This is a genomic window from Hymenobacter jeollabukensis (genome assembly GCF_005771675.1).
Taxonomy (GTDB): Bacteria; Bacteroidota; Bacteroidia; order Cytophagales; family Hymenobacteraceae; genus Solirubrum; species Solirubrum jeollabukense.
The window spans coordinates 58,396-80,081 of the sequence record NZ_VAJM01000017.1; the positions used below are offsets into that span (position 1 = coordinate 58,396).

At 64.5% G+C, this 21,686-nt stretch carries 18 protein-coding genes; 6 read left to right on the forward strand and 12 right to left on the reverse strand.

Going from position 1 to position 21,686, the window contains the following annotated elements; all coding sequences use genetic code 11:
• Positions 1-58 precede the first annotated feature (58 nt).
• Positions 59-1,348, reverse strand: coding sequence for a nucleoside permease (locus FDY95_RS23830; RefSeq protein WP_138081852.1), 1,290 nt, complete (start codon positions 1,346-1,348; stop codon positions 59-61).
• A gap of 171 nt (positions 1,349-1,519) precedes the next feature.
• Here FDY95_RS23830 and FDY95_RS23835 point away from each other — a divergent pair, with 171 nt between their 5' ends.
• Positions 1,520-2,359, forward strand: coding sequence for a hypothetical protein (locus FDY95_RS23835; protein ID WP_138081854.1), 840 nt, complete (start codon positions 1,520-1,522; stop codon positions 2,357-2,359).
• A 65-nt stretch (positions 2,360-2,424) separates the two neighbouring features.
• On the opposite strand, the gene FDY95_RS23840 is transcribed toward FDY95_RS23835, so the two are convergent.
• The 4 genes from FDY95_RS23840 to FDY95_RS23855 form a co-directional block, all read right to left on the reverse strand.
• Positions 2,425-3,039 (reverse strand): superoxide dismutase, encoded by a 615-nt coding sequence (locus tag FDY95_RS23840; RefSeq protein ID WP_138081856.1) that lies wholly within the window; start codon positions 3,037-3,039, stop codon positions 2,425-2,427.
• 150 nt (positions 3,040-3,189) lie between these two features.
• Complete coding sequence (locus tag FDY95_RS23845; protein ID WP_138081913.1) at positions 3,190-3,609, reverse strand: nucleoside deaminase; 420 nt, start codon at positions 3,607-3,609, stop codon at positions 3,190-3,192.
• 451 nt (positions 3,610-4,060) lie between these two features.
• The gene (locus FDY95_RS23850; RefSeq protein ID WP_138081858.1) at positions 4,061-7,684 is read right to left on the reverse strand and encodes an ABC transporter permease/M1 family aminopeptidase; all 3,624 of its coding nucleotides are present in this window, start codon (positions 7,682-7,684) and stop codon (positions 4,061-4,063) included.
• Positions 7,685-7,863: 179 nt separating this feature from the next.
• Positions 7,864-8,763: an ABC transporter ATP-binding protein gene (locus FDY95_RS23855; protein ID WP_138081860.1), complete on the reverse strand. Its 900-nt coding sequence runs from the start codon at positions 8,761-8,763 to the stop codon at positions 7,864-7,866.
• 387 nt (positions 8,764-9,150) lie between these two features.
• On the opposite strand from FDY95_RS23855, the gene FDY95_RS23860 reads away from it, so the two are divergent.
• Together FDY95_RS23860 and FDY95_RS23865 are read left to right on the forward strand one after the other, a co-directional pair.
• Complete coding sequence (locus FDY95_RS23860; RefSeq protein WP_138081862.1) at positions 9,151-10,437, forward strand: sensor histidine kinase; 1,287 nt, start codon at positions 9,151-9,153, stop codon at positions 10,435-10,437.
• A 15-nt stretch (positions 10,438-10,452) separates the two neighbouring features.
• A complete protein-coding gene (locus FDY95_RS23865) occupies positions 10,453-11,250 on the forward strand; it encodes a LytR/AlgR family response regulator transcription factor (RefSeq protein WP_138081864.1) in 798 nt (265 codons plus the stop codon).
• Between the two features lie 64 nt (positions 11,251-11,314).
• Here FDY95_RS23865 and FDY95_RS23870 read toward each other — a convergent pair whose 3' ends face one another.
• Both FDY95_RS23870 and FDY95_RS23875 read right to left on the reverse strand, forming a co-directional pair.
• Positions 11,315-11,893: a hypothetical protein gene (locus FDY95_RS23870; RefSeq protein WP_138081866.1), complete on the reverse strand. Its 579-nt coding sequence runs from the start codon at positions 11,891-11,893 to the stop codon at positions 11,315-11,317.
• A 267-nt stretch (positions 11,894-12,160) separates the two neighbouring features.
• Positions 12,161-12,631, reverse strand: a complete 471-nt coding sequence (locus FDY95_RS23875; RefSeq protein WP_138081868.1) for a hypothetical protein — start codon at positions 12,629-12,631, stop codon at positions 12,161-12,163.
• 246 nt (positions 12,632-12,877) lie between these two features.
• On the opposite strand from FDY95_RS23875, the gene aspS reads away from it, so the two are divergent.
• Both aspS and FDY95_RS23885 read left to right on the forward strand, forming a co-directional pair.
• On the forward strand, positions 12,878-14,638 hold the full coding sequence (gene aspS, locus FDY95_RS23880; protein WP_138081870.1) for an aspartate--tRNA ligase: 1,761 nt from the start codon (positions 12,878-12,880) through the stop codon (positions 14,636-14,638).
• 69 nt (positions 14,639-14,707) lie between these two features.
• Complete coding sequence (locus FDY95_RS23885) at positions 14,708-15,097, forward strand: hypothetical protein (RefSeq protein ID WP_138081872.1); 390 nt, start codon at positions 14,708-14,710, stop codon at positions 15,095-15,097.
• 88 nt (positions 15,098-15,185) lie between these two features.
• Here FDY95_RS23885 and FDY95_RS23890 read toward each other — a convergent pair whose 3' ends face one another.
• Together FDY95_RS23890 and FDY95_RS23895 are read right to left on the reverse strand one after the other, a co-directional pair.
• Entirely contained in the window at positions 15,186-15,860 is a 675-nt protein-coding gene (locus FDY95_RS23890) for an MCP four helix bundle domain-containing protein (RefSeq protein ID WP_138081874.1), read from the reverse strand.
• 73 nt (positions 15,861-15,933) lie between these two features.
• On the reverse strand, positions 15,934-16,962 hold the full coding sequence (locus tag FDY95_RS23895; protein ID WP_138081876.1) for a phytanoyl-CoA dioxygenase family protein: 1,029 nt from the start codon (positions 16,960-16,962) through the stop codon (positions 15,934-15,936).
• Positions 16,963-17,172: 210 nt separating this feature from the next.
• On the opposite strand from FDY95_RS23895, the gene FDY95_RS23900 reads away from it, so the two are divergent.
• A complete protein-coding gene (locus FDY95_RS23900; protein ID WP_138081878.1) occupies positions 17,173-18,069 on the forward strand; it encodes an urease accessory protein UreD in 897 nt (298 codons plus the stop codon).
• 226 nt (positions 18,070-18,295) lie between these two features.
• Here FDY95_RS23900 and ureG read toward each other — a convergent pair whose 3' ends face one another.
• The 3 genes from ureG to ureC all read right to left on the reverse strand — a co-directional run bounded on the left by ureG (position 18,296) and on the right by ureC (position 21,679).
• On the reverse strand, positions 18,296-19,048 hold the full coding sequence (gene ureG, locus FDY95_RS23905) for an urease accessory protein UreG (protein WP_138081880.1): 753 nt from the start codon (positions 19,046-19,048) through the stop codon (positions 18,296-18,298).
• A gap of 135 nt (positions 19,049-19,183) precedes the next feature.
• Entirely contained in the window at positions 19,184-19,855 is a 672-nt protein-coding gene (locus FDY95_RS23910) for an urease accessory protein UreF (RefSeq protein WP_138081881.1), read from the reverse strand.
• 108 nt (positions 19,856-19,963) lie between these two features.
• A complete protein-coding gene (gene ureC / locus FDY95_RS23915) occupies positions 19,964-21,679 on the reverse strand; it encodes an urease subunit alpha (protein ID WP_138081883.1) in 1,716 nt (571 codons plus the stop codon).
• Between the last annotated feature and the right edge of the window lie 7 nt (positions 21,680-21,686).

A 21,686-nucleotide genomic window follows, 5' to 3' on the forward strand; every position in this document is an offset into this window, starting at 1 on the left:
CTGCCGCGCGTTTGGCGGCAACCGGCGGCGCGGTTGAGGTTGGGGTTCAGGTGGGCGTTTAGGCCTGCTCCACCGACAGCAGCGGCTCGGGGTGCTCGGCCTGCGCCACTTCCTGCGGGGTGTGCTTGTGGCGGAACAGGATGACGAAGAGCACGGCAATAACCAGCGCGTAGGCGGCAAAGGCCAGCCAGATGCCGTGCCAGTCCTTGGTCACGCCATCGGCGGCGGTGAAGTACCGCTCGATGACCAGGCCGCTGATGGAGCTGCCGAGCACGGCGCCGAAGCCGTTGGTCATCATCATGAACAAACCCTGGGCCGAGGCGCGGATGCTGGGGGCCGTCTGCGTCTCCACGAACAGGGAGCCGGAGATGTTGAAGAAGTCGAACGCCATGCCGTAGACGATGCAGGAAAGGATGATCATCCACAGCCCGCCGCCGGGGTTGCCGTAGGCGAACAGGCCGAAGCGCAGCACCCAGGCAATCATGCTGAAGAGCATCACCTGCTTGATGCCGAAGCGGCGCAGGAAGAAGGGGATGGCCAGGATGAACAGCGTCTCGGAAATCTGCGAGATGGACATGATGATGGCCGGGTATTGCACGGCCAGCGTGTCCTGGTAAGCCGGCACGTTGGCAAAATCGTGCAGGAAAGTGTCGCCGTAGGCATTGGTGAGCTGCAGGGCGGCGCCGAGCAGCAGGGCGAACAGGAAGAAGGTCAGCATCTTCGTGTCGCGCAGCAGGGCGAAGGACTTCAGGCCCAGCACGTCGACCAGGGAGCGGCTGGGCGTGTCGCGCGCGGTGGGCGGGCACTTGGGCAGGGTGAAGGAGTAGAAGCCCAGCAGGAAGGCCGCGCCGGCCGCCACGTAGAACTGGCTGGCCGATTTCTCGATGCCCAGCAGGCTCACCGTCCACATGGCCACGATGAAGCCGATGGTGCCCCATACGCGGATGGGCGGGTAATCCTTGACCACGTCGAGGCCCTCGCGCTTGAGCACCGAGTACGACACGGCAATGCTGAGGGCCAGAGTGGGCATGTAGAAAATCATGTTCAGCAGAATCACCCAGAAGAACATGCTCGGGTCGTTGACCAGCGGGATGGTCAGCAGCACGATGCCGCCCAGGATGTGCAGCGCGCCGTAGAGCTTCTCGGCATTCACCCACTTATCGGCCACGATGCCCATGAGCGAGGGCATGAAGATGGACGCAATGCCCATGGTGGAGAAGATGGCCCCGAACTGCGCCCCCGACCACTGCTTGGTCTGAAACCAGTACGCGCCGATGGTTATCAGCCACGAGCCCCAGATGAAAAACTGAAGGAAGCTCAGGATGGTAAGACGCAGCTTAGTACTCATGCAAGTGGGAGGGAAAGGGGGAAGGGAACAGTTTAGCCCCTAAAGATACAAGAAATCCGACGTGGCAAACGGGCGGTGATGCAGCCTGCCGCCGCCGGAAAAAAGGCACTGACGGGGCGTAGAGGATGATTGCCCTGCCGTACTTTCACTGCCTCCCAACTCCCTGCGCCCATGAGCCCCCTCGCTGCCGCCAGCCACCCGGCCCCCGCCACCGCCCCCGGCCAGTCGCTCGGGCGCACCATCCTCACGGCGCTGTGCGCCTACACCGCGGCCTTCCTGCTCACCACGCTACTGCACGAGCTGGCCCACGCCGTGGTGGGCAAGCTGCTGGGCACGATGCCGGTGCTCTACAACTCCCACGTGGATGGCCGCAACGAGCAGGTGCCGGCCGCCACCACGCTGGCGGTGGCCCTGGCCGGGCCGCTGTTCAGCCTACTGCAGGGCGCGGTGCTGCTGGCCCTGGCCCGCCGCGACCGGGGCAGCGGCTTTGGCAGCCTCACGCTGCTGTTTCTGGCCGTGTTCGGGCTGATCAACTTCCTGGGCTACGTGATGACCAGCCCCTTCGTGCCCTACGGCGACCTGGGCAAGGCCGTGGTGCTGCTGGGCCTGCCCCAGTGGGCGGCGCTGGTGGCGGCGGTGGTTTCGGCGGCGCTGCTGGCCTGGGTGATTCGGGGCACCGGGCCGCTGTTTCTGCGCTTCGTGCCGGCGGCGGCGCAGCCGGTGCTGGCCGAGCGGGGCCGCTACGTGCGCGGCCTGCTGCTCTGGCCCTGGCTGCTGGGCTCGATTATCATCACCGCCCTGGCCTGGCCGCTGCCCACGCTGCTGAGCCTGATTTATCCGCCCATGAGCAGCATGGTGCTGGGAGCGGCCTGGGGCGGGGCCATGCGGGCCGCCACGTCGCCCCAGGCGGCCACGGCGCCGCTGCTGCCCCGGCAGCTGGGCCTGGCCCTCGGGGCGCTGCTGGTGACGGCGGCCGTGTTCTGGGGCCTGCGCTGGGGCGTGGCGCTGTAGCGGCGGGCACAAAAAAGCCCCGCACGGTGTCGTGCGGGGCTTCTGTAGATGGCGTGGTCCGGAGCCTAGGCGGCCGAGGTGCCGGCGAAGCGGCGGTTCACTTCGTCCCAGTTGATCAGGTTGTAGAAAGCCTGAATGTAGTCGGGGCGGCGGTTCTGGTAGTGCAGGTAGTAGGCGTGCTCCCACACGTCGAGGCCCAGCAGCGGGGTGCCTTTGCAGCCCGAGTCGGGCATCAGCGGGTTGTCCTGGTTGGGGGTGGAGCAGATCTGCAGGTTGCCGTCCGACATCTTGCACAGCCAGGCCCAGCCCGAGCCGAAGCGGGTGGTGGCGGCCTTGGTGAATTCTTCCTTGAATTTGTCGTAGCCGCCGAAGGTCTTCTGGATGGCCTCGGCTACGGCGCCGGTGGGCTCCCCGCCGCCGTTGGGCGAGAGGATGGTCCAGAACAGGGAGTGGTTCCAGTGGCCGCCGCCGTTGTTGCGCACGGCGGGGGGCGCCGTGGCCACCAGCAGCATGATTTCTTCCAGCGACTTGCCTTCCAGGTCGGTGCCGGCAATGGCGTTGTTGAGGTTGGTCACGTACGCCTGGTGGTGCTTGGTGTGGTGGATTTCCATCGTCTTCGCGTCGATGTGGGGCTCCAGGGCGTCGTAGGCGTAAGGCAGGGCTGGCAGTTCGAAGGCCATAGTGTGAGGGGGTGAGGAAGGGTGATAAGATGGTTGGCAAGCCCGCCGGACCACCGGTATTGGTCCGTGGGGTGTGCGGGCCCGCCGAGATGCTAACCGGCGAAGCCCGGCGCGGGTTACAAAATAATCCTACGCCGGCGCCAAAAGTAGCTATTTCCGCCGCTCGGCAAAGAAGCGCTGCATCAGGGCGGCGCATTCGGCGGCCAGCACGCCCTGCACCACCTGGCAGCGCGGGTGCAGCAGCTGGCCGTGGCGGGAGTAGCCCACCTTGGGCTCGGGCGTGCCGTACACCACCCGCGGCACCTGGGCCCAGGCCGCGGCCCCGGCGCACATCACGCAGGGCTCCACCGTCACGTACAGGGTGCAGTCGTGCAGGTACTTGTTGCCGACGAAGTTGGCCGCCGCCGTCAGGGCCAGCATTTCGGCGTGGGCCGTCACGTCGCGCAGCTGCTCGGTCTGATTGTGTCCCCGCCCGATGATCTGGCCCGTGGCCGTGAAGGCCACCACCGCCCCGATGGGAATTTCGCCGGCCGCGTAGGCCCGCTCGGCCTCGCGCAGGGCCTGGCGCATGAGTTGTTCGTGGATGGCGGAAGGAGTAGAGCGCTGCACGGAAAGGCGGTGGTACCGGCCACAAAGATACGGCCGGGTGCCGCGACGGAGACATGAAAGCTACTGCCAGCGGTTGAGAAAGTACCCAAAGACTTCAGCGGCTATTGCCACCGGTGGCAACGCTATCCAAAGGACTTCAGAGGCTGTTGCCACCGGTGGCGGTATCGTCCGAAGGGCTCCGGATGCCATTGCCACCGGTGGCAATGCTATCCAAAGGGCTCCGCAGCCTATTGCCACCGGTGGCAGTGCTATCCAAAGGGCTTCGCAGCCTATTGCCACTGGTTGGGAAATCATTCAAAGCCCATGGGGGGCCTTCCCAACGGGTGAGAAAAACCGGTTACGGGCATCGGAGCATACAAAAAGCCCCCACCGGCCAGGGTGAGGGCTTTTTGATCGGGGAGTGAGCGGCGCGCTAGGCCTTTTTCTCCTCCGGAATCTTCACGTTGTCGTCCGGGTTGCGGTCGATGAGCTTGTTGAAGGGGTCGATGCCGACGCGCTCGGGCTTGGTGGGCACGGTCAGCTCGATGCGGTTGCGGCCGGGCTGCAGGCGGCGCTTCTGCACCAGCAACGGCACGTCGTGCCACTTGCCGGCCTTGTCCTTGCGGCGGCCCATCACGCCCACGTCGACGAAATCCTGGGTTTTGGCGGCCGTTTCGTTGCCCAGGGAGTCGGCGTAGAACTTTTTGGTATCCACGGTGAACTGCACCCGGTACTGGCCGTTGGGCAGCTTGCGGTAGGAGGCCGAGTCCACCTTGTTCTCGTAGAGCGTAATCTTCTCGAACATGTCCGTGACCAGGTACTGCAAGGAGTCGGGCGTGTGCTTGCGCAGGTAGCCGATGAATTCCACCGAGTTGGTGAACGGGGGGCGCTGGAAGGCCACCTTGTCGCGGTATTCCTGGATGGCGGCATTCACCGCGTCCTCGCCGATGTAGTCCTGCAGGGCATACATCACCAGGGAGCCTTTGCGGTAGTGGATGTAGGGCTGGTTTTCGACCAGGTACAGCGGCACTTCCTTTTTCTGCTCGAAGCCGCGGCCCTGCAGGTAGTCGTCGAGCTCGAAGCGCAGGAACTTCTTCATCTTGTCGGCGCCGTAGAGGTGCTTCATCACCATCAGGGCCCCGTACTGGCTCAGGGTTTCGGCCATCAGGGTCGAGCCCTGCACGTTGCCGCCGATGATCTGGTGGGCAAACCACTGGTGGGCCACCTCGTGGGCCGTCACGTAGAGCGGGTAGTCGATGTCCTTGGGGTCGGTCGAGTCCACGTCGGCCACGAAGCCGATGCTTTCGGAGAAGGGAATCGTGTTCGGGAATGACTGCGCGAACGAGCTATAGCCCGGAAACTCCAGGATGCGCACCTGCCGGTGCTGGTAGGGGCCGAAGTGCGTGGTGTAGTAGCTCAGCCCTTCCTTCACGCCCCGCACCATGCGCTGCAGGTTGTACTCGTGCCCCGGGTGGTAGTAGATTTCAATCGGCACGTTGTTCCACTTATCCTTATAGACCTGGTAGCGGGCCGAGAGGAAGGAGTAGAAGTTCAGGATGGGCGCGTCCATCTTGTAGTGGAAGTAGCGGCGCCCGTCCTGGGTCCATTCCTTCTGCAGGTAGCCCGGGGCCACGGCCACCTGGTCGGGCGAGGTACTCACCGTCGTCTCGAAACGAATCCAGTCGGCGTCGTTGCTGATGTAGGTATTCATGCGCGCCAGCGAGTCAGTCACTGCGGCCATGCGCGGCTTGGGCTTCAGGCCCTGCTCCTTGCGGGTGTCGTCGTCGCCCAGCTCCCAATCGGACTGGTAGCCGATGTGGGGCAGCATTTGGGAGTTGACGAAGGTGCCGTTGTAGACGATGCTGGTGTTGGAGCCGCGGTTCTGGAAACCGGGGTTGGTGTAGGCCAAATCGAAGTTCAGCTGCACAGAGTCGCCGGGCTGCAGGGGCTGCGCGAGGCGCAGGATGCGGTAGTCGGCGTCGCCGATCTGCTCGTGCAGCACCTGCTTGGCCGGGCGGGCCAGGGCCAGCTGCTTCACCTCGGCCTCGGCGGCGCCCATCAGGTGCAGCGAGTCGATAGCCTGCCGGGTGCGGTTCACGAGCCAGTAGGCGCCCCGGAAGCGCACGTCGCGCTCCTCGGGGAAGATGTCCACGTTCACGTTGACGGCCGAAATGCGCGGCTGGGCGGCCTTTTCGTAGCGCTTGTACTTGCGCTCAAACGCGGCGGCCAGCTCGTCGTCCTGGTCGGAGGTGCGGTACTGGTTCAGCACGTTGGTGTTGTAGTAGATGTAGCCGCCCAGGCCCACGAAGGCCAGCAGGGCCGCGCCGGCCACCGCCGCCAGCGCCGGCGAGAAGCCGAAGCGGGCCTGCTGCAGGCGCCACGAGAAGCGCGTTTCGGTGCCGCGGGGCCAGAGCAGGGCCGAGGCCAGGGCCAGCAGCACCGCGAAGGCGCCCCAGTAGAGCTTGAAGGCGAAGAACGGCCAGACGAAGTGCCCGTAGCCGTTCATGGCCGAGTAGAGCACCGCGGGGTTGGAGTTGAAGGCAATCAGGTTGTGCTCGATGCCCAGCGTGCCCTTGAAGATGTTCAGGGCGTAGTACAGGATCATGATGAAGTGACCCATGAACTTGTTGTTGGCCAGCACCTGAATCAGCATGGCCAGCACGCACATCATCAGCATGCCGATGAGGCGGAAGCCGAACAGCTCCTTCACGTACACGTCCAGCTCGTAGTGGAAGTAGCCCTTGAACGTCTGCAGCAGGATGCCGCAGAGCATGACCACCGCCAGCAGTACCACCTGCAGGGCCATCAGCGCCCCCAGCTTGGCCACGAAGGGCACCCAGGAGGGCATGGGCATGGCGTCGTAGATCTGGTTGACCTTCGAGTCCCGCTCGCGCCACACCAGCTCGCCGGCGTAGAAGGTGATGATGATGAGCTGAAACAGGGCGAAGGTGCCGGCCAGCAGCTGCACCACCACCGGGGTGGTGGGGAAGGTGTTGGTGCCGTACATCTTGCCCACCTGCATGCCCGAAATCAGCAGGAACAGCACGCCCGCGCCGGCAATGCCGATGAAGTACACGCTGCGCACGGTGCTCAGGAACTCCAGCCGCAGCAGGCGCCCGAGTTGCTGCCAGGCCAGGCCGGCGGTGAAGCGGGGCGTCACGCGGGGCAGCACCAGCTTGCCCGGCGCGTCGGCCACGCCCAGGGCGCCGGCCTTGGGGCGCGGGCCCGAGTCGGCCTTGTTGGCAAACGAGAAGCGGAACACGGCAAAGCACACGCCCAGCGTGACGAGGCCCACCGTGAGCCAGAGCAGGCGGTTTTGTACCACCCACTGGCTCCAGGGCAACAGCAGGGTGTTCTTTTCGGCCACCGTCCAGTAGCGCTGCGTCAGGTCGATGGCCTGGCCGCCCAGCGGGTCGAGCAGACTGCGCAGGGTTTCGCTGTCCATGTCCTGCTGCAGGGAGCCGCTGATGGAGTAGAGCACCAGAAACAGCACCCCGCCCAGGTAAATGGCCAGGGCCGAGCGCGTGAGCGTGGCCCCGGTGAAGAAGATGGCCCCGGTCAGGAACACGTTCGGAATGACGAACTGCAGGTAGGGCATCAGGTAGTTCACCAGCTGGTTCGGCCCCAGCCGCGTCGCGTCGATGGTGGGCCAGTAGGTGGCCAGCCAGGCGCCCAGGGCCGCGCCCAGAAACACCAGCAGCGTCACCACGAACGAGCCCAGGAAGCGCCCGCCGAGGTAGCCGGTCTTGGTGATGGGCGCGGTGTAGTACAGCGAGTGGGTGCGGTGGTCGAAGTCGCGGAATACCGGCGTGCCCATCATGGCTGAGGTGATGAACACCCCGAACAGGCTGATGACCGTCAGCAGCGTGTTGATCTGGTAGGCCGAGTTGGCCAGCATCTTGCCCGAGCCGCCGCCCACCGAGATGTTGACGCCGAACGCGCCGGCAATGGCCAGCATGAACAGGAAGGCCATCAGGGCCAGCAGCGCGAAGTAGATGTACGTCGCCGGCCGCTTCAGCCGGTAGCGCAGTTCGAAGAGGAATATTTCGAGGAACATGGGTTGGGGTCTTCTTGACCGTCATGTCGAGCGAAGTTCATCAGCACGTCATTCCGAGCGCAGTCGAGGAATCTCGCGTGCTGACGCCAGATAGTGGAATTACTATCCAACGAAGCGGTAGAGATGCTTCGACAAGCTCAGCATGACGCCCAGGCGTCGGCTCAGCATGGCGTTAGGGTTTAGCCGTTTACCGTTTGCGTCGCCACCTGCTCGGCGGCGTGGATGCGGGCGAAGTACACGTCTTCCAGCGTGGGCTCGATGCCCTCGAAGCCGTTGCCGGGCTGGGCCAGGCTGTGCACATGGATGATGGTCTGCCCGGCGAACAGGCGCGAGCTAATCACCGAAAACTGCTGCTGGTAGCTGTCCAGCTCGTCCTTGCGGATAGTGCGCCGCCAGATCTGCCCGCGCATCTCCTCGATGGCGCGCAGCGGGTCGCCGGTGTAGAGCACCTGCCCCTTGTTGATGATGGCAAACTGCCGGCACAAATCCGACACGTCCGACACGATGTGGGTGGAGAGAATCACGATGCGGTCCTCGCCGATTTCGGCCAGCAGGTTGTGGAAGCGGTTGCGCTCGGTCGGGTCGAGGCCGGCGGTGGGCTCGTCCACGATGATCAGGCGCGGGTTGCCCAGCAACGCCTGCGCGATGCCGAAGCGCTGCTTCATGCCGCCGGAGTAGCCACCCAGGTTCTTGTTGCGCACGTTGTAGAGGTTGGTCTGCTGCAGCAGCGCGTCGACCACCTGCCTTCTTTCCGACTTATTGCTGATGCCCTTGAGCACGGCGAAGTGCTCCAGCAGCTCGGCCGCCGTCACCTTGGGGTACACCCCGAATTCCTGGGGCAGGTAGCCCAGCACCTGCCGCACCCGCTCGGGCTGGCGCAACACGTCGATGTCGCCTAGCTGAATGGAGCCCGAATCGGCTTCCTGCAGGGTGGAAATCGTGCGCATCAGCGAGGACTTGCCGGCGCCGTTGGGGCCCAGCAGCCCGAACATGCCCGGCTCAATGCGCAGCGACACGTCGTTGAGGGCCTTGGTGCCGTTGGGGTAGGTTTTGGAGAGGTGTTCGATCAGCAGTTCCATGCACAGAAAGGGTTGAAAGAAGGAGCGTTGGGAAGATTCGCGGATAAGATAGGCGCCGGGCGGGCCACAGTTGTCCGGGGCACCGATTAATTCCGCCGCGGCAAGCCGCTGACGGCCACCGCGCCAGCGCCCGACCGCCGAAAACAAACCTACTTTTTCTGCTCTGGCAAGCCCCGCCAAATCGACCAACCCCGCCGCGACGAACGGCAACGGCGGCTGCCGGGCCATGTGCCGGTCGGGCCCGGCGTTTTGGGCGCCGCCGGGGCCGTTGGGGCGCCCCCGCACCGGCGTTGGTCGATTCTTCGCCCGTCGTGCGCCCGCCAATGGCTATTTTCGGGTACCGTGACTGGGTGCTGCCGTGCCCGGCGCGGGCTTTTTCGCTTTGCTATGGCTGAATTTATGAAGCGCGGAGCCTCGGCCCTGGCCGCGTGGTGGCTGCGCCCGGCGGCCCCGCAGGCCATTCCGGTGGGCATTCACGCCCTGCTCTGGACGCTGCTGCTGGGCACCAACCTGCTGCGCCTGGGCATCAAGTGGCTGGTGGAGGACGCCGCGGCGTGGTCGTGGCCGCTGATGCTGACCGACCTGGCGCTGACGGTAGCCACCTACGCCGCGCTGTTTTACTTCACCTGGCTGGTCGTAGTGCCGCGCCACCTGCACCGGCAGCGGCCCGTGCGCCTGCTGCTGGTGGTGCTGCTGACGGTGGCCGCCACCAGCGTGCTGCGCCTGACCACCAACGTGTCCTTGGGGCTGATGCCCTCGCTCTTTCCCGCCAAAGTGGAGGTGCCGGCGCCCGGCAAAGACGCGCCCAGCTCGTTTATGGCCGGGCTGCGGGCGGGCTACCGGCAGGGCTACAAGTCGGCCAGCGCGGCCCAGGAAGCCGGCGCCGGCACCACCGGCAAGAACATCGTGCCGGCCACCCTGCTGGTGCTGCTGCTGGGCATCTACCTGCGCCTGGCCCACGACCACCAGCACGAGCAGCGCCGCCGCCAGCAGGCCGAGCGGCAGCAGCAGGAGCTGGCCCGGCAGCACCTGGCGGCCGAGCTGAGTTTGCTCAAGGCCCAGATCAACCCGCACTTTCTCTTCAACACGCTCAACAACATCTACTCCCTGGCCAGCGCCGACGACGTGGAGGCCCCCGCCGCCAACGCCGTGCTGCAGCTGGCCGACCTGATGCGCTACCTGCTCTACGAATCGGCCACCGACACCGTGCCGCTGCGCAAGGAAGTGGCCCACCTGCGCAATTTTCTGAGCCTGCACCTGCTGCGCCTGCCCGGCGCGGGCCCCGAGTGCCTGCGCTTCGACGTAGCGCCCGAGCTGGCCGAATCCAACCTGGCGGTGGCGCCCATGCTGCTGCTGCCCCTGGTCGAAAACGCCTTCAAGCACGGCGACCTGACGGCCCGGCCCCACGCCGTGGAGCTGGAGCTGACGCACACCGGCCCCGAGCTGATATTTAGCGTGCAGAACCGTCGCCGCGCCCCGCGCCCCGGGCCGCCCCAGCCCGGGGGGGTGGGCCTGAGCAACCTGCGCCGCCGCCTGCAGCTGCTCTATCCCACGCGCTACGGCCTGCACATCGACGAAACGCCGGAGTACTACCGCGCCACGCTCACGCTGATTCTGACGCCGGCCGGGGCCACGCCCGCGCCGCTGCCCCTCGCCCAACCCGCCCTGGCCTAGCCGCCTTCTTTGCCTATGGAAACCCCGTCTGCCGCTCCGCCCACCCGCGTGCTCACCTGCGTTGCCGTCGACGACGAGCCGCTGGCCACCGCCGTGATGCAGCGCTACTGCGCCCAGCTGCCGTTTCTGCAGCTGGTGGCCACCTTCCACGACGCCATGTCGGCCCTGGCTTACCTGCAAACCCACCCCGTCGACGTGGTCTTTCTCGACATCGAGATGCCCGGCCTGACCGGCATTCAGCTGGCCCAGATTCTGCCGCCGGGCCGCAGCCGAGTGGTGCTCACCACCGCCTACGACCAGTACGCCGTGCAGGGCTACGAGCTGGGCGTGGCCGATTACCTGGTCAAGCCCATCGGCTTCCAGCGCTTCGTGCAGGCCGCCAACCGCCTCTACCACAGCTTCGCGCCCGCCGAAACCGTCGCCGCCCCCACCGAGCCCGCGGGTGCTGATGCGGTAACGGCGCACCCGGAGCACCACGCGCCCGTGGCGGCCGACGCCATGTTCGTCAAGAACGAGCACCGCCTGCAGCGCGTGGCCTTCGACGACATCCTCTATATCGAGGGCATGAAGGACTACCTGATGATTTACACCGCCGAAAGCGGCAAAATCCTCACCCTGCAGTCCTTCCGCCGGGTGGAGGAGGTGCTGCCGCCGCAGCGCTTCGCCCGCATCCACAAGTCCTTTCTGGTGGCGCTGAACCGCATCGAGCACGTGGAGCGCGGCAAGGTGCAGATTGCCGGCCGCCTGCTCCCCGTCGGCGACGCCTACCGCGAGTCGTTCATGGCGCTGATTCGGGCTTACAATCAGCTGTAATCAGCCTGCAAAAAAGCCCCGCCTGTTGCTAGGCGGGGCTTTTTTGTTGCTTTCAGCGGCAAGATTACTTCAGCTCCACGCTCTGCATAATGGCCTGGGCCACGGGCTGGTACTGCGCCTGCTCCTCCACCGGGCAGATGAAGTGAAACACGTACTGCTGGTCGCCCTCGATGGCGTACTGCATCAGCTCGTAGCGACGCAGCGGGGCCATCATTTCGCGGCCCCGGCGGTTGTCGCTCAGCGTCGAGACGAACTCCAGCACCATGAAGTCGCGCTTGTTGATGGTCTTGATGTCGTGGGTGATGACGTCGACCTTGGAATAGGTGCTCTTCAGCTTCGACTCGTAAATCTTGAGCAGCAGGCCGTAATCCTTGTTGCTGAACGTGGTCTGACGCGCGGCAATGCTGTAGTCGATGCGGCCGGCGGGGTTGCTGTACACGGCCAGCGGCTTGCGCACGGCCGGATACTTGCTGGCAATGGCCTCGTCGGGCAGGGGCTGAAAGTCGGCGGGCAGGCCCACGGTGAGGTTTTTGGCCACCTGCACCTTCTTGAGCTTGGGCGGGGCAAAGGCGGCCAAGGCCATCAGCAGCGGCAATACAGTCAGCAACAGGTGGGGAAATCGGGTGGGCAAAGCAGTTTTCATGGCAGTCATCGGCGGCAAAGTAACGCAGCCGGCGGCGGGAAAATTCTCGGAGGTGGGAAGAGCCAGATCAAAAGGCAACAAAAAAAGAACGTCATGCTGAGCGCAGCCGAAGCATCTCTACGGATAGTAATCCACTCGTTGAGATTAGTATCGGACGAAGCGGTAGAGATGCTTCGGCTGCGCTCAGCATGACGTTCTATTACGCCACTGTCAGCACGCGGGATTCTTCGCTCTGCGCTGCGTGACGTAGGGAAGCTGGCTTCAGACTTAAAACAGCCCCTTCTTTTTCTTGGTGCTTGACACCGGCGTCGACGGGTACTTGATGTTCACCTTCTTCCAGTACAGGTAGTTGTCGATTTTGGCTTCTACCAAGTAGGTGCCGGCCGGGATGTGGCCCAGGTCGACGGGGGCGCCGGTGTGGGTGGCCGGGTCGAGGGCCTGCTGGTACACCACGGCCTTCTTGTAGTTGGTCATGGTGAGCGTGCCAGGCTTGGTGAACTGCTGGGTGAAGCTCAGCAGCACGGCGTTGGAGTTGGGCTTGGGAAACACGTCAATGCCCGACAGCGTTTCCACGCGCTTGATGCCGCCGTCGAGCACCAACGGCTCGGCCTCCGACTTGGACTTGATCTGGGTGCCGGTCGTTTCCGACTTGGTTTTGGTCTTGACCTTGGTCTGGGCCTGCGCGGCCGAAACGGTGAGCAGGGCGGTGGCGGCGAGCAGGTAAGCGGAGCGTTTCATGGGGCGAAAGAGTTTCCGCAATGATGCGGACAAACGATGAAATGACAGGTTCTGGGGCCCGGATGGCCGGTTGGGCGGCCCTTTGCAGATTCCGGGCCAAATTGCACAACGCGCCTTGTACGTGCCAATCGGGCGCGCGGCTTGCCTATCTTTGCCGGCTCCGAAATTGATTGTACGGCCGCTTTCAAGTGGCCCTAACGACCCCGGCTGCCGCCTGCCCCGCGGCGCGGGCTTACCCTGCGAATTATGCTCCGAACCCACACCTGCGGCGACTTGCGCCAGGAACATGTTGGTCAAACCGTTACGCTCAGCGGCTGGGTGCAGCGCACCCGCGACAAGGGCGCCCTGCTCTACCTCGACCTGCGCGACCGGTACGGCATCACCCAGGTGGTGTTCGAGCAGGGCGTGGAAGCCGAGCAGCTGCGCGAGCAGGCCCGCGAGCTGGGCCGCGAATTCGTGGTCAGCGTGACGGGCCGCGTGGCCGAGCGCTACTCGAAAAACGCCAACCTGCCCACCGGCGACGTCGAAATCCGCCCCGAGACCCTGACGGTGCTCAACCCCGCCAAGCTGCCGCCCTTCCTGATCGAAGACGAAACGGACGGCGGCGACGAGGCCCGCATGAAGTACCGCTACCTCGATTTGCGCCGCAATCCGGTGCGCCGTAACCTGGAGCTGCGCCACCGCCTCGCGCAGTCGGTGCGCCGCTACCTCGACGGGCAGGGCTTTCTGGAAGTGGAAACGCCGGTGCTCATCAAGAGCACCCCGGAAGGTGCCCGCGACTTCGTGGTGCCCTCGCGCATGAACCCCGGCCAGTTCTACGCCCTGCCCCAGTCGCCGCAGACGTTCAAGCAGCTGCTGATGGTGTCGGGCTTCGACCGCTACTTCCAGATCGTGAAATGCTTCCGCGACGAGGACCTGCGCGCCGACCGTCAGCCCGAATTCACCCAGATCGACTGCGAAATGGCCTTCGTAGAGCAGGAAGACATCCTGCAGACCTTCGAGGGCCTCACGCGCCAGCTGTTCATCGAGGTGAAGGGCTTCGACCCGGGCGAATTCCCGCGCATGACCTACGCCGACGCCATGCGCCGCTACGGCTCCGACAAGCCCGACACGCGCTTCGCCATGGAGTTCGTGGAGCTGAACGAGGTGGCCCAAGGCCAGGGTTTCCCAGTGTTCGACAACGCCGAGCTGGTGGTGGGCATCAACGCCAACACCTGCGCCAGCTTCACTCGCAAGCAGCTCGACGAGCTGACCGACTTCGTGAAGCGGCCCCAGGTGGGCGCCACCGGCCTAGTATACGCCCGCGTGGAGCCCGACGGCACGGTGAAGTCGTCGGTAGATAAGTTCTACGCCCAGGAGGTGCTCCAGCAGTGGAAGGAAGCCTTCGGCGCCAACCCCGGCGACCTGCTGCTCATCCTGGCCGGCCCGGCCGACAAAACCCGCAAGGCCCTCAACGAGCTGCGCCTGGAAATGGGTCAGCGCCTCGGGCTGCGCAACAAGGAGGACTTCCGCCCGCTGTGGGTGCTCGATTTCCCGCTGCTGGAGTACAACGAGGAGGACGGCCGCCACTACGCCATGCACCACCCCTTCACCTCGCCCAAGCCCGAGGATGTGCCCCTGCTCGACACCAAGCCCGGCGAGGTGCGCGCCAACGCCTACGACCTGGTCATCAACGGCACCGAAATCGGCGGCGGCTCCATCCGTATTCATGACCGCGGCGTGCAGGCGCGCATGTTCGAGCTGCTGGGCTTCTCGCCCGAGGAGGCCGAGGCGCAGTTTGGCTTCCTGCTCAACGCCTTTGAGTACGGCGCCCCGCCCCACGGCGGTATTGCCTTCGGCTTCGACCGCCTCTGCTCCATGTTCGGCGGCGCCGATAGCATCCGCGACTTCATTGCCTTCCCCAAAAACAACTCCGGCCGCGACGTGATGATTGACTCGCCCTCGGAAATTTCGGCCGCCCAGCTCAAGGAGCTGAGCATCGATACCAAGGTGGAAGCGGGGAAGTAGTACTTGCGAATTAGCCTATACGAAAGCGGCGCCTGAGGAATCAGGCGCCGCTTTCTTTATTTTCACGCTATGCGGCCAGATTTAGAAGAAGCATTTATTCGGAAGTTTATAGCCAAAATCAAGCGGCCGAATTACCTATACTTTTTAGAAAAAGGAAGGAGTAACGGATATATTGCTTCCATGCTTCAGCACGGCCAAGACATTAATTACAGCTTGTTTCAAGAGTTGCAAGGCCATCCGGGCGAGAAAAGAACGGCCTTGTTTCAGAAAGCGACTGAGCTGAAGTTGAAGTCTGGTTATATCGTTTCGTATGATGACCGAATCAATGAGTTGGAGCTTGATACCAAGGATGCAGTAGCTACTGCGTTTGGGCAGGAAGCAACCTTGCTGATTCTGGGCAACAATCAGCTTGTATACTTTGAAACAGAGCATCCAAGCCCTGGGTATCTGAGCTTGTAACCCTTATAATCACTGACACGAGCAACATTAGTCGCATTTGAGGACGTAGCTGCCCGTATTTTTCGAAATGAGCTGTTTGGTTTGCTCGTTAATTCAGCCGGAAGTTCTTTAGATTTTTAGGCACCAGCGGGTGCCGGTCGAGCAGCAGGGCCTGCAGAATGGCCAGCGTGAATACCACCAGCACTACGATTTTCAGGTTGCTGAGCAGACCCGCGTCCACTTCCATGTCCTGGGAGCTTTTGGATAGCTCCTGGCCTACTCGCTGCTGAATCTGGTTGAGGCGGGTCAGGTCGTTGTGGATGCGGGTGAACTGCCGTGCCAACCGGCGAGCCTGCGCCGGATCGGTCGGTCCGGCGGCGGTCAGCAGTTCCCGTTCGAGGGCGTTGTACTGGTGCAGCCGCGCCTTGAGGGCCCCGAATACTCGCGTTTCCTCGGCCACGAGGTAGGTCGCCTCGTAGCGGCTGAGAATGGAGTCGACCTCCACGTTGCGGCCGCCGAGCTGCACCTGCACGTAGTGCTGCCGGGTGGCCGAAGGGCGCAACAGGTAGCTGTCCAGCAGCTGCTGTTTGGTGTACATCAGGTCGTTGAGCTGAAACAGGCCGGTGGCCGGCAGCAGCCGGTCCTGGTACAGCGACGCGGCGGACGTATGCATCGCGTGCATCATGCGCTTCTCCCAGACGCTACTGCCTAGCACGACAAGCAACACAACCAGAAACAGAGCCGCGGACTTGGCTTTATGGTGGATTCGCCGAAGAGAAGTCATAGCCGATGGGTGGGTGGGAAGCCATAAACTACAAAGAAGCGGGCAAAGCTGTCGGGCCCGACTCCAGGCCCGCTCACAGCCACGCCAGATTCTCCTTGAACTCCACCGGGTACATGTTCAGGTACTGCACGATGCGCGGGTAATGGCCGCGGTTGGGGCTGCTGCCGTGGGGCAGGGCGTGGTGCCAGATGACCAAGTCGCCGGCTTCGGCGGCAATGGGCACGGCCTGCGCGTCCAGGTTCACCTGGCGCGGGTCGGTGCCGGGCGGCAGGCTGGCCAGCCACGCGGGCAGGGTGCGGTGGAAGCCGGGCACGCAGCAAAAGGCGCCCTGTTCGGCCGGGGTGTCGCAGAGGTAGAGCAGGCCCTGGGTGCCGAAGCGCAGGGGCGGCTCCAGGCTCATGTCCCAATGCAGGCGCGGGCCCTGAAAAGGAAGCTTGGGCGTTTCGGGTGGGTTGAAGCTGGTGCGGTCGGTGGTCATCCAGAGGTCGGCCGTTTGCCAGAGCTGGGCAAAGGCTTTGTGAATGCGCGCCGACTGCCGGTTGGCCCGCAGCGTGGGGTGATGGTAAAAATCCATCATGATGCCCTTGCCGATGGGCTTCTCATACCAGGTAGCCGGGTCCCGTGGGTTCATCCCCAAGGCTTCCCACACGGCCGTTTCCGTGGCCCGGGCCTGCTCTTTCGAAATGGCTCCGCGCAGAATCACGTAGCCGTGCTCGTCCCAGAACGCCAGGTCTTCCGCGCTGAGCACGTCGTCGGCCTGCTCCAGCGCCTGCAGGCGTTGCAGCAGGGCGGCGGAGTACGGCTGGCCGGAAAACAGGCTGTTGAGGCGCTCGATCTGTAGCGGGTCGAGCTGCCCGTCGTGCTTGCTCAGCACCCAGTGCTCAAACTCCGCAAAGCTCGGGGCGTGGCTTAGCAGGTACTGCGTGGTTTCTTCGAGCGGTAGGCTCAGCCCGTTGAGCAGCAGGTTATCGAAGCGCCAGCTTTTTTCGTTCGGCTCCAGGAACACGCCGTTGCGCTTGGCCAGAGCTTGCGACCAGAAACGCTTCAGGTATTGAACTCCCAGCTCCCCGGTTTCCTCCGTGCTGGCCAGTTGATGCGGCATAATCATTCGAATTTAAAGACCCTGATAACCACCCGCGCCCAATGCGCCGGAATGGTAGCAGCAAGGTAAACGGAGCTATCCACTGCGCCAACTGAAACCGAAGCTGCCGACCGGGAGCCGCGGCGGAATCCGGCTCGTCCTGTCGGCTACTGCCGGGGGCACGGGCCCCACGGCGCGAAACTGCCCCGGAAAGCCGCATATTAGCGCCGAATGACCACATCGTTACCCGACCATCTGGCCGCGCTTCCGGTGGCTCCCGCGCGCGAAACCTGGAGCGAAATCGACGTGGCGCTGGTGCGCGGCCACTCGCGCCTCATCAGCAGCCGCAGCGTGCAGCCGCTGAAGCTGCTGAACCCGCGCGCCCCCGCCGGCTGCCACGTGGTGCTGTCCAGCTACGGCGGCGGCATGCTGGCCGGCGACGTGATTCGGCTGCGGGTGCGGGCCCAGGCCGCAACGCGGCTGTTTCTGGGCACCCAGGCCAGCACCAAGGTCTACAAGTCGCCCGCCGGAGCCGTGGCCGAGCAGCGCCTCGAGGGCGAAGTGGGCGAAGATGCCGTGGCCGTGGTGTTTCCCGACCCCGTGGTGCCGCAGGCGGGCAGCCGCTACCGGCAGGTGCAGCACTGGCAGCTGCAACCCGGCGCCCTGCTGCTGCTGGCCGATTGGTTCAGCGCCGGCCGCACCGATGCCGGCGAGCGATTCGCCTTCGACGCCTACCACGCCGAGCTGCGCATCCGGCGCGCCGGCCGCTTGAGCGTGCTCGACCGGTTTAGCTTCGAGCCCGCCGCGCACATTGCCACCTCGCCGGCCAACTTTCAGCAGTACCAGACCACGCTGTCGGTGTACCTGGTGGGCACGCCCGGCGAAGCGCGGTTTGAGCGCCTGGGGGCCGCATTGCTGGCGCTGCAGATGCCCGGTCGCCGCGAGCTGAACTTTCGCCTGACCGACCACGCCTGCGCCCTCACGGTGGCCCGCGCCAAGGACGACGCCTTCGTACTGCGCGCCGCCGCCCGCTCCCGCCTCGATCTGCAGCCGCTCTGCGAGGCCCTGATGCAGCTCGTTGCCGCCGCCGACGTGCTGGGCTACAATCCGTGGGCACGCAAGTACTAAGCGGCGGCGACACCGGCCGTCATTGCGAGGAGGCACGACGAAGCAATCCTTCCTCCAGTAGCACCGCCGCTACAATAGCCGCCAACCGAAACCAGCCCCACCCGAAACCTCGCGTCTGCAAGTTCGGGTGGGGCTGGTTTCTGGTTTCTGCCGGTTGAGCCGTCGTGCCGCGAGAGGAAAGATTGCTTCGCTTCGCTCGCAATGACAGCCGGTGCTGCGCATGAGGTTACCGCCTATCCTCGCGCACCGAGGCCAGGGCGCGGGCTTTGGCCTGGTGGATGTGCTCGATGATAACGTCGAGGTTGTGGCCGTCGAGGGCGCGGGCGAAGACGAAAGGGCCCTCCCCGCGCATCTTGCGGGCGTCGCGGTCCATCACGCCCAGGTCGGCGCGCACCAGCTCGGCCAGGTCGATTTTGTTGATAACCAGCAAATCTGACTGCGTGATGCCGGGGCCACCCTTGCGCGGCACCTTGTCGCCGCCCGACACGTCGATGACGTAGATGGAGTAGTCGACCAGCTCGCGGCTGAAGTGGGCGGCCAGGTTGTCGCCGCCGCTTTCCACGAACAGGTAGTCGAGGCGGCCGAAGCGCGTCATTAGTCCCTCCAACGCGTCCATGTTCAGCGAAATGTCCTCCCGGATGGCCGCGTGGGGACAGCCGCCGGTTTCCACCCCCACGATGCGCTCGGGGGGCAGGGCGTTGTTGCGGGTCAGGAACTGGGCGTCTTCGCGGGTAAAGATGTCGTTGGTGACCACGCCCAGCTCGAACCCGTCGCGCAGCCGCTCGCACAGGGCCTTGAGCAGGGCCGTTTTGCCCGTGCCCACCGGTCCGCCGATGCCCACCGTGAAGGCACGCTGGCGGAAGTTGCGGTAGGAGGGAAGCTGGCGGGTTTCGCGGGCGTTGAAGTCACCCGGCGACTCGTAGTACTCGTGCGGATTGTGGCCGTGGAGCAGGATGGCAAGCTTGTCGACGAAGGCCATTTTTTGAGGAGATTAAAAAGAACGTCATGTCGAGCTGGTCGAGACATCTCGCTGGATAGTAATTCCCTCGTTGAGTTTACTATCGGCCATCAGCACGCGAGATTCCTCGGCTTCGCTCGGAATGACGTTCAACGATTAGTTTTGGAAAAGCTTGGAGTAAATGTCGTCGTGGAAGGTCTGGGCGGTGTCGAGCAGGAAGGCAGAGCGTGTGGCCTGCTGGTAGCCACGGCCGGCGTGGCGGCTCAGTAGCTCCTCGAACACGGCGTAGAAGTCGTGCTGCAGGCGGTGGCCTTCCATCGGCCCGATGAGGCCCAGGCGGATGGCCGCGCTGATTTGGTCGCGCAGGGCCATGTGCAGGTACATGGCCTGGATATCGATGGCTGGGTAGCCGAGGCGCGTGAGGGCCAGCGCGAAGGCCGGGACGAAGTGCAGCGGCAGCCCGGCGTCCTCGTGCCAGCGGCTGATGTCGGCCAGCGCGGCGTCGGGGTAGAAGGATTCGAGCAGGCGCAGCCAGTTTTTGGCCTGGGTGATGCTGGCGCGGTGCAGCACGGGCACCAGCAGCAGCGCGTCGTATTCCTCCGCAATCGGGAGCAAACCGGCATCGAGGCCGGCGTGGTGGCTGCAGCTGAGCAGAAACGGCAGCTCCAGACTGGCCACCTGCTGCAGAAACGAGTACAGGTAGTTGCGCAGCTCGAAGCCCGAGCGGATGAGCCCAAACGTAACGCTGCTTTCCAGCCCGTACGAGTACGCGAAGGCGCCCGTCGGAATAGCCGAATCCACGAGGTGCAGCAGGCGGGCGAAATGCATGTTTAGTGCGTGGTTGTTGGTGCTTGGTGCTTAGGCGCAGCCGGCAATTGGTGAATCAGGGCCTGAACTGCGGTTGAAAACCAAGCACCAGGCACTACGCACCAAGCACTAAAACAAATTGTACAGCTGCGCCAGCGGCAGCTTGGTGGCCGGCTCGCAGGTCAGGTGCTGGCCGTCGACGGTGACGCGGTAGGTTTCCGGGTCGACGGCAATGTTGGGCAGGTAGTCGTTCAGGGCCATGTCCTTTTTCTGCACCGTGCGGCAGCCCCGCACTGCCACCACTTGCTTGGTCAGCCCGTAGTGCTGCCGCACGTGCGCCACCGACGCCTGCGACACGAACACCATCGAGGTCTGGCCAACGGCCTGGCCGAAGGAGCCGAACATCGGCCGCGAAAACGAGGGCTGGGGCGTGGGAATGGAGGCGTTGGCGTCGCCCATCTGGCTTTGCACGATGATGCCGCCTTTGATAATCATTTCGGGCCGGGCGCCGAAGAAAGCGGGTTTCCACAAGACCAGGTCGGCCAGCTTGCCCACTTCCACCGAGCCGATTTCCTGGCTGAAGCCGTGGGCGCGGGCCGGGTTGATGGTGTACTTGGCCACGTAGCGCCGGGCGCGGAAGTTGTCGTGCGTGGTACCAGCGTCTTCGGACAGTTGCCCGCGCTGCTGGCGCATCTTGTGGGCCGTCTGCCAGGTGCGCGTAATGACCTCGCCCACCCGGCCCATGGCCTGGGAGTCGGAGGAAATGATGCTCAGCGCGCCCATATCGTGCAGAATGTCCTCGGCGGCAATGGTTTCCCCGCGGATGCGGCTTTCGGCAAAGGCCACGTCCTCGGGAATGTTGCGGTCGAGGTGGTGGCACACCATGAGCATGTCCAGGTGCTCGTCGATGGTATTGGCCGTGAAGGGCCGCGTGGGGTTGGTGCTCGACGGAATGACGTTCGGCTCGCCGCAGATTTTGATGATGTCCGGGGCGTGCCCGCCGCCCGCGCCCTCGGTGTGGTAGGAGTGGATGGTGCGGCCTTTGAACGCGCCCGTGCTGGTTTCCACGAAGCCGCTTTCGTTGAGCGTATCGGTGTGAATGCACACCTGCACGTCGTACTCCTCGGCAATGCTCAGGCACTGGTCGATGGCGGCCGGGGTGGTGCCCCAGTCCTCGTGCAGCTTGAAGCCCAGCGCGCCGGCTTCCACCTGCTCGCGCAGGCCCTCGGGCCGGGACGAGTTGCCCTTGCCCAGGAAGCCGAAGTTGAGCGGCCAGCCTTCGGTAGCCTTGAGCATCATCTCGATGTAAAACGCGCCCGGCGTGCAGGTGGTGGCCGTGGTGCCAGCCGCGGGCCCCGTGCCGCCGCCCACCATCGTCGTCACGCCCGAGGCCAGGGCTTCGGGTATCTGCTGGGGGCTGATGAAGTGGATGTGGCAGTCGATGCCGCCGGCGGTGAGGATGAGCCCCTCGCCGGCCACTACTTCCGTCGTCACGCCCACCGTCATGCCCGCACTCACGCCCGGCATGATGTGCGGGTTGCCGGCCTTGCCGATGCCCGAAATCCGCCCGTTTTTCACCCCGATATCGGCCTTGTAGATGCCGGTGTAGTCGAGCACCAGGGCGTTGGTGATGACCAGGTCCAGCGCCTCGGCCTGGCTGATGCCGGCGGCCTGGCCCATGCCGTCGCGCAGCACCTTGCCGCCGCCGAACTTGCATTCCTCGCCGTACACGCAGTAGTCCTGCTCGACTTCAATCACGAGGTCGGTGTCGCCGAGGCGCACCCGGTCGCCCACCGTGGGGCCGTACATATCGGCGTAAGCGCGCCGGTCGAGGGGGAGGGACATAGCGGAA

What these genes read in the sequence shown, in the direction of transcription:
- ureC (WP_138081883.1), bottom strand. Translation starts at nt 21,679, where the DNA reads ATGTCCCTCCCCCTCGACCGGCGCGCTTACGCCGATATGTACGGCCCC.
- aspS (WP_138081870.1), top strand. Translation starts at nt 12,878, where the DNA reads ATGCTCCGAACCCACACCTGCGGCGACTTGCGCCAGGAACATGTTGGT.
- FDY95_RS23875 (WP_138081868.1), bottom strand. Translation starts at nt 12,631, where the DNA reads ATGAAACGCTCCGCTTACCTGCTCGCCGCCACCGCCCTGCTCACCGTT.
- FDY95_RS23865 (WP_138081864.1), top strand. Translation starts at nt 10,453, where the DNA reads ATGGAAACCCCGTCTGCCGCTCCGCCCACCCGCGTGCTCACCTGCGTT.
- FDY95_RS23830 (WP_138081852.1), bottom strand. Translation starts at nt 1,348, where the DNA reads ATGAGTACTAAGCTGCGTCTTACCATCCTGAGCTTCCTTCAGTTTTTC.
- FDY95_RS23890 (WP_138081874.1), bottom strand. Translation starts at nt 15,860, where the DNA reads ATGACTTCTCTTCGGCGAATCCACCATAAAGCCAAGTCCGCGGCTCTG.
- ureG (WP_138081880.1), bottom strand. Translation starts at nt 19,048, where the DNA reads ATGGCCTTCGTCGACAAGCTTGCCATCCTGCTCCACGGCCACAATCCG.
- FDY95_RS23860 (WP_138081862.1), top strand. Translation starts at nt 9,151, where the DNA reads ATGGCTGAATTTATGAAGCGCGGAGCCTCGGCCCTGGCCGCGTGGTGG.
- FDY95_RS23840 (WP_138081856.1), bottom strand. Translation starts at nt 3,039, where the DNA reads ATGGCCTTCGAACTGCCAGCCCTGCCTTACGCCTACGACGCCCTGGAG.
- FDY95_RS23900 (WP_138081878.1), top strand. Translation starts at nt 17,173, where the DNA reads ATGACCACATCGTTACCCGACCATCTGGCCGCGCTTCCGGTGGCTCCC.
- FDY95_RS23850 (WP_138081858.1), bottom strand. Translation starts at nt 7,684, where the DNA reads ATGTTCCTCGAAATATTCCTCTTCGAACTGCGCTACCGGCTGAAGCGG.
- FDY95_RS23895 (WP_138081876.1), bottom strand. Translation starts at nt 16,962, where the DNA reads ATGCCGCATCAACTGGCCAGCACGGAGGAAACCGGGGAGCTGGGAGTT.
- FDY95_RS23835 (WP_138081854.1), top strand. Translation starts at nt 1,520, where the DNA reads ATGAGCCCCCTCGCTGCCGCCAGCCACCCGGCCCCCGCCACCGCCCCC.
- FDY95_RS23855 (WP_138081860.1), bottom strand. Translation starts at nt 8,763, where the DNA reads ATGGAACTGCTGATCGAACACCTCTCCAAAACCTACCCCAACGGCACC.
- FDY95_RS23885 (WP_138081872.1), top strand. Translation starts at nt 14,708, where the DNA reads ATGCGGCCAGATTTAGAAGAAGCATTTATTCGGAAGTTTATAGCCAAA.
- FDY95_RS23845 (WP_138081913.1), bottom strand. Translation starts at nt 3,609, where the DNA reads ATGCGCCAGGCCCTGCGCGAGGCCGAGCGGGCCTACGCGGCCGGCGAA.
- FDY95_RS23910 (WP_138081881.1), bottom strand. Translation starts at nt 19,855, where the DNA reads ATGCATTTCGCCCGCCTGCTGCACCTCGTGGATTCGGCTATTCCGACG.
- FDY95_RS23870 (WP_138081866.1), bottom strand. Translation starts at nt 11,893, where the DNA reads ATGAAAACTGCTTTGCCCACCCGATTTCCCCACCTGTTGCTGACTGTA.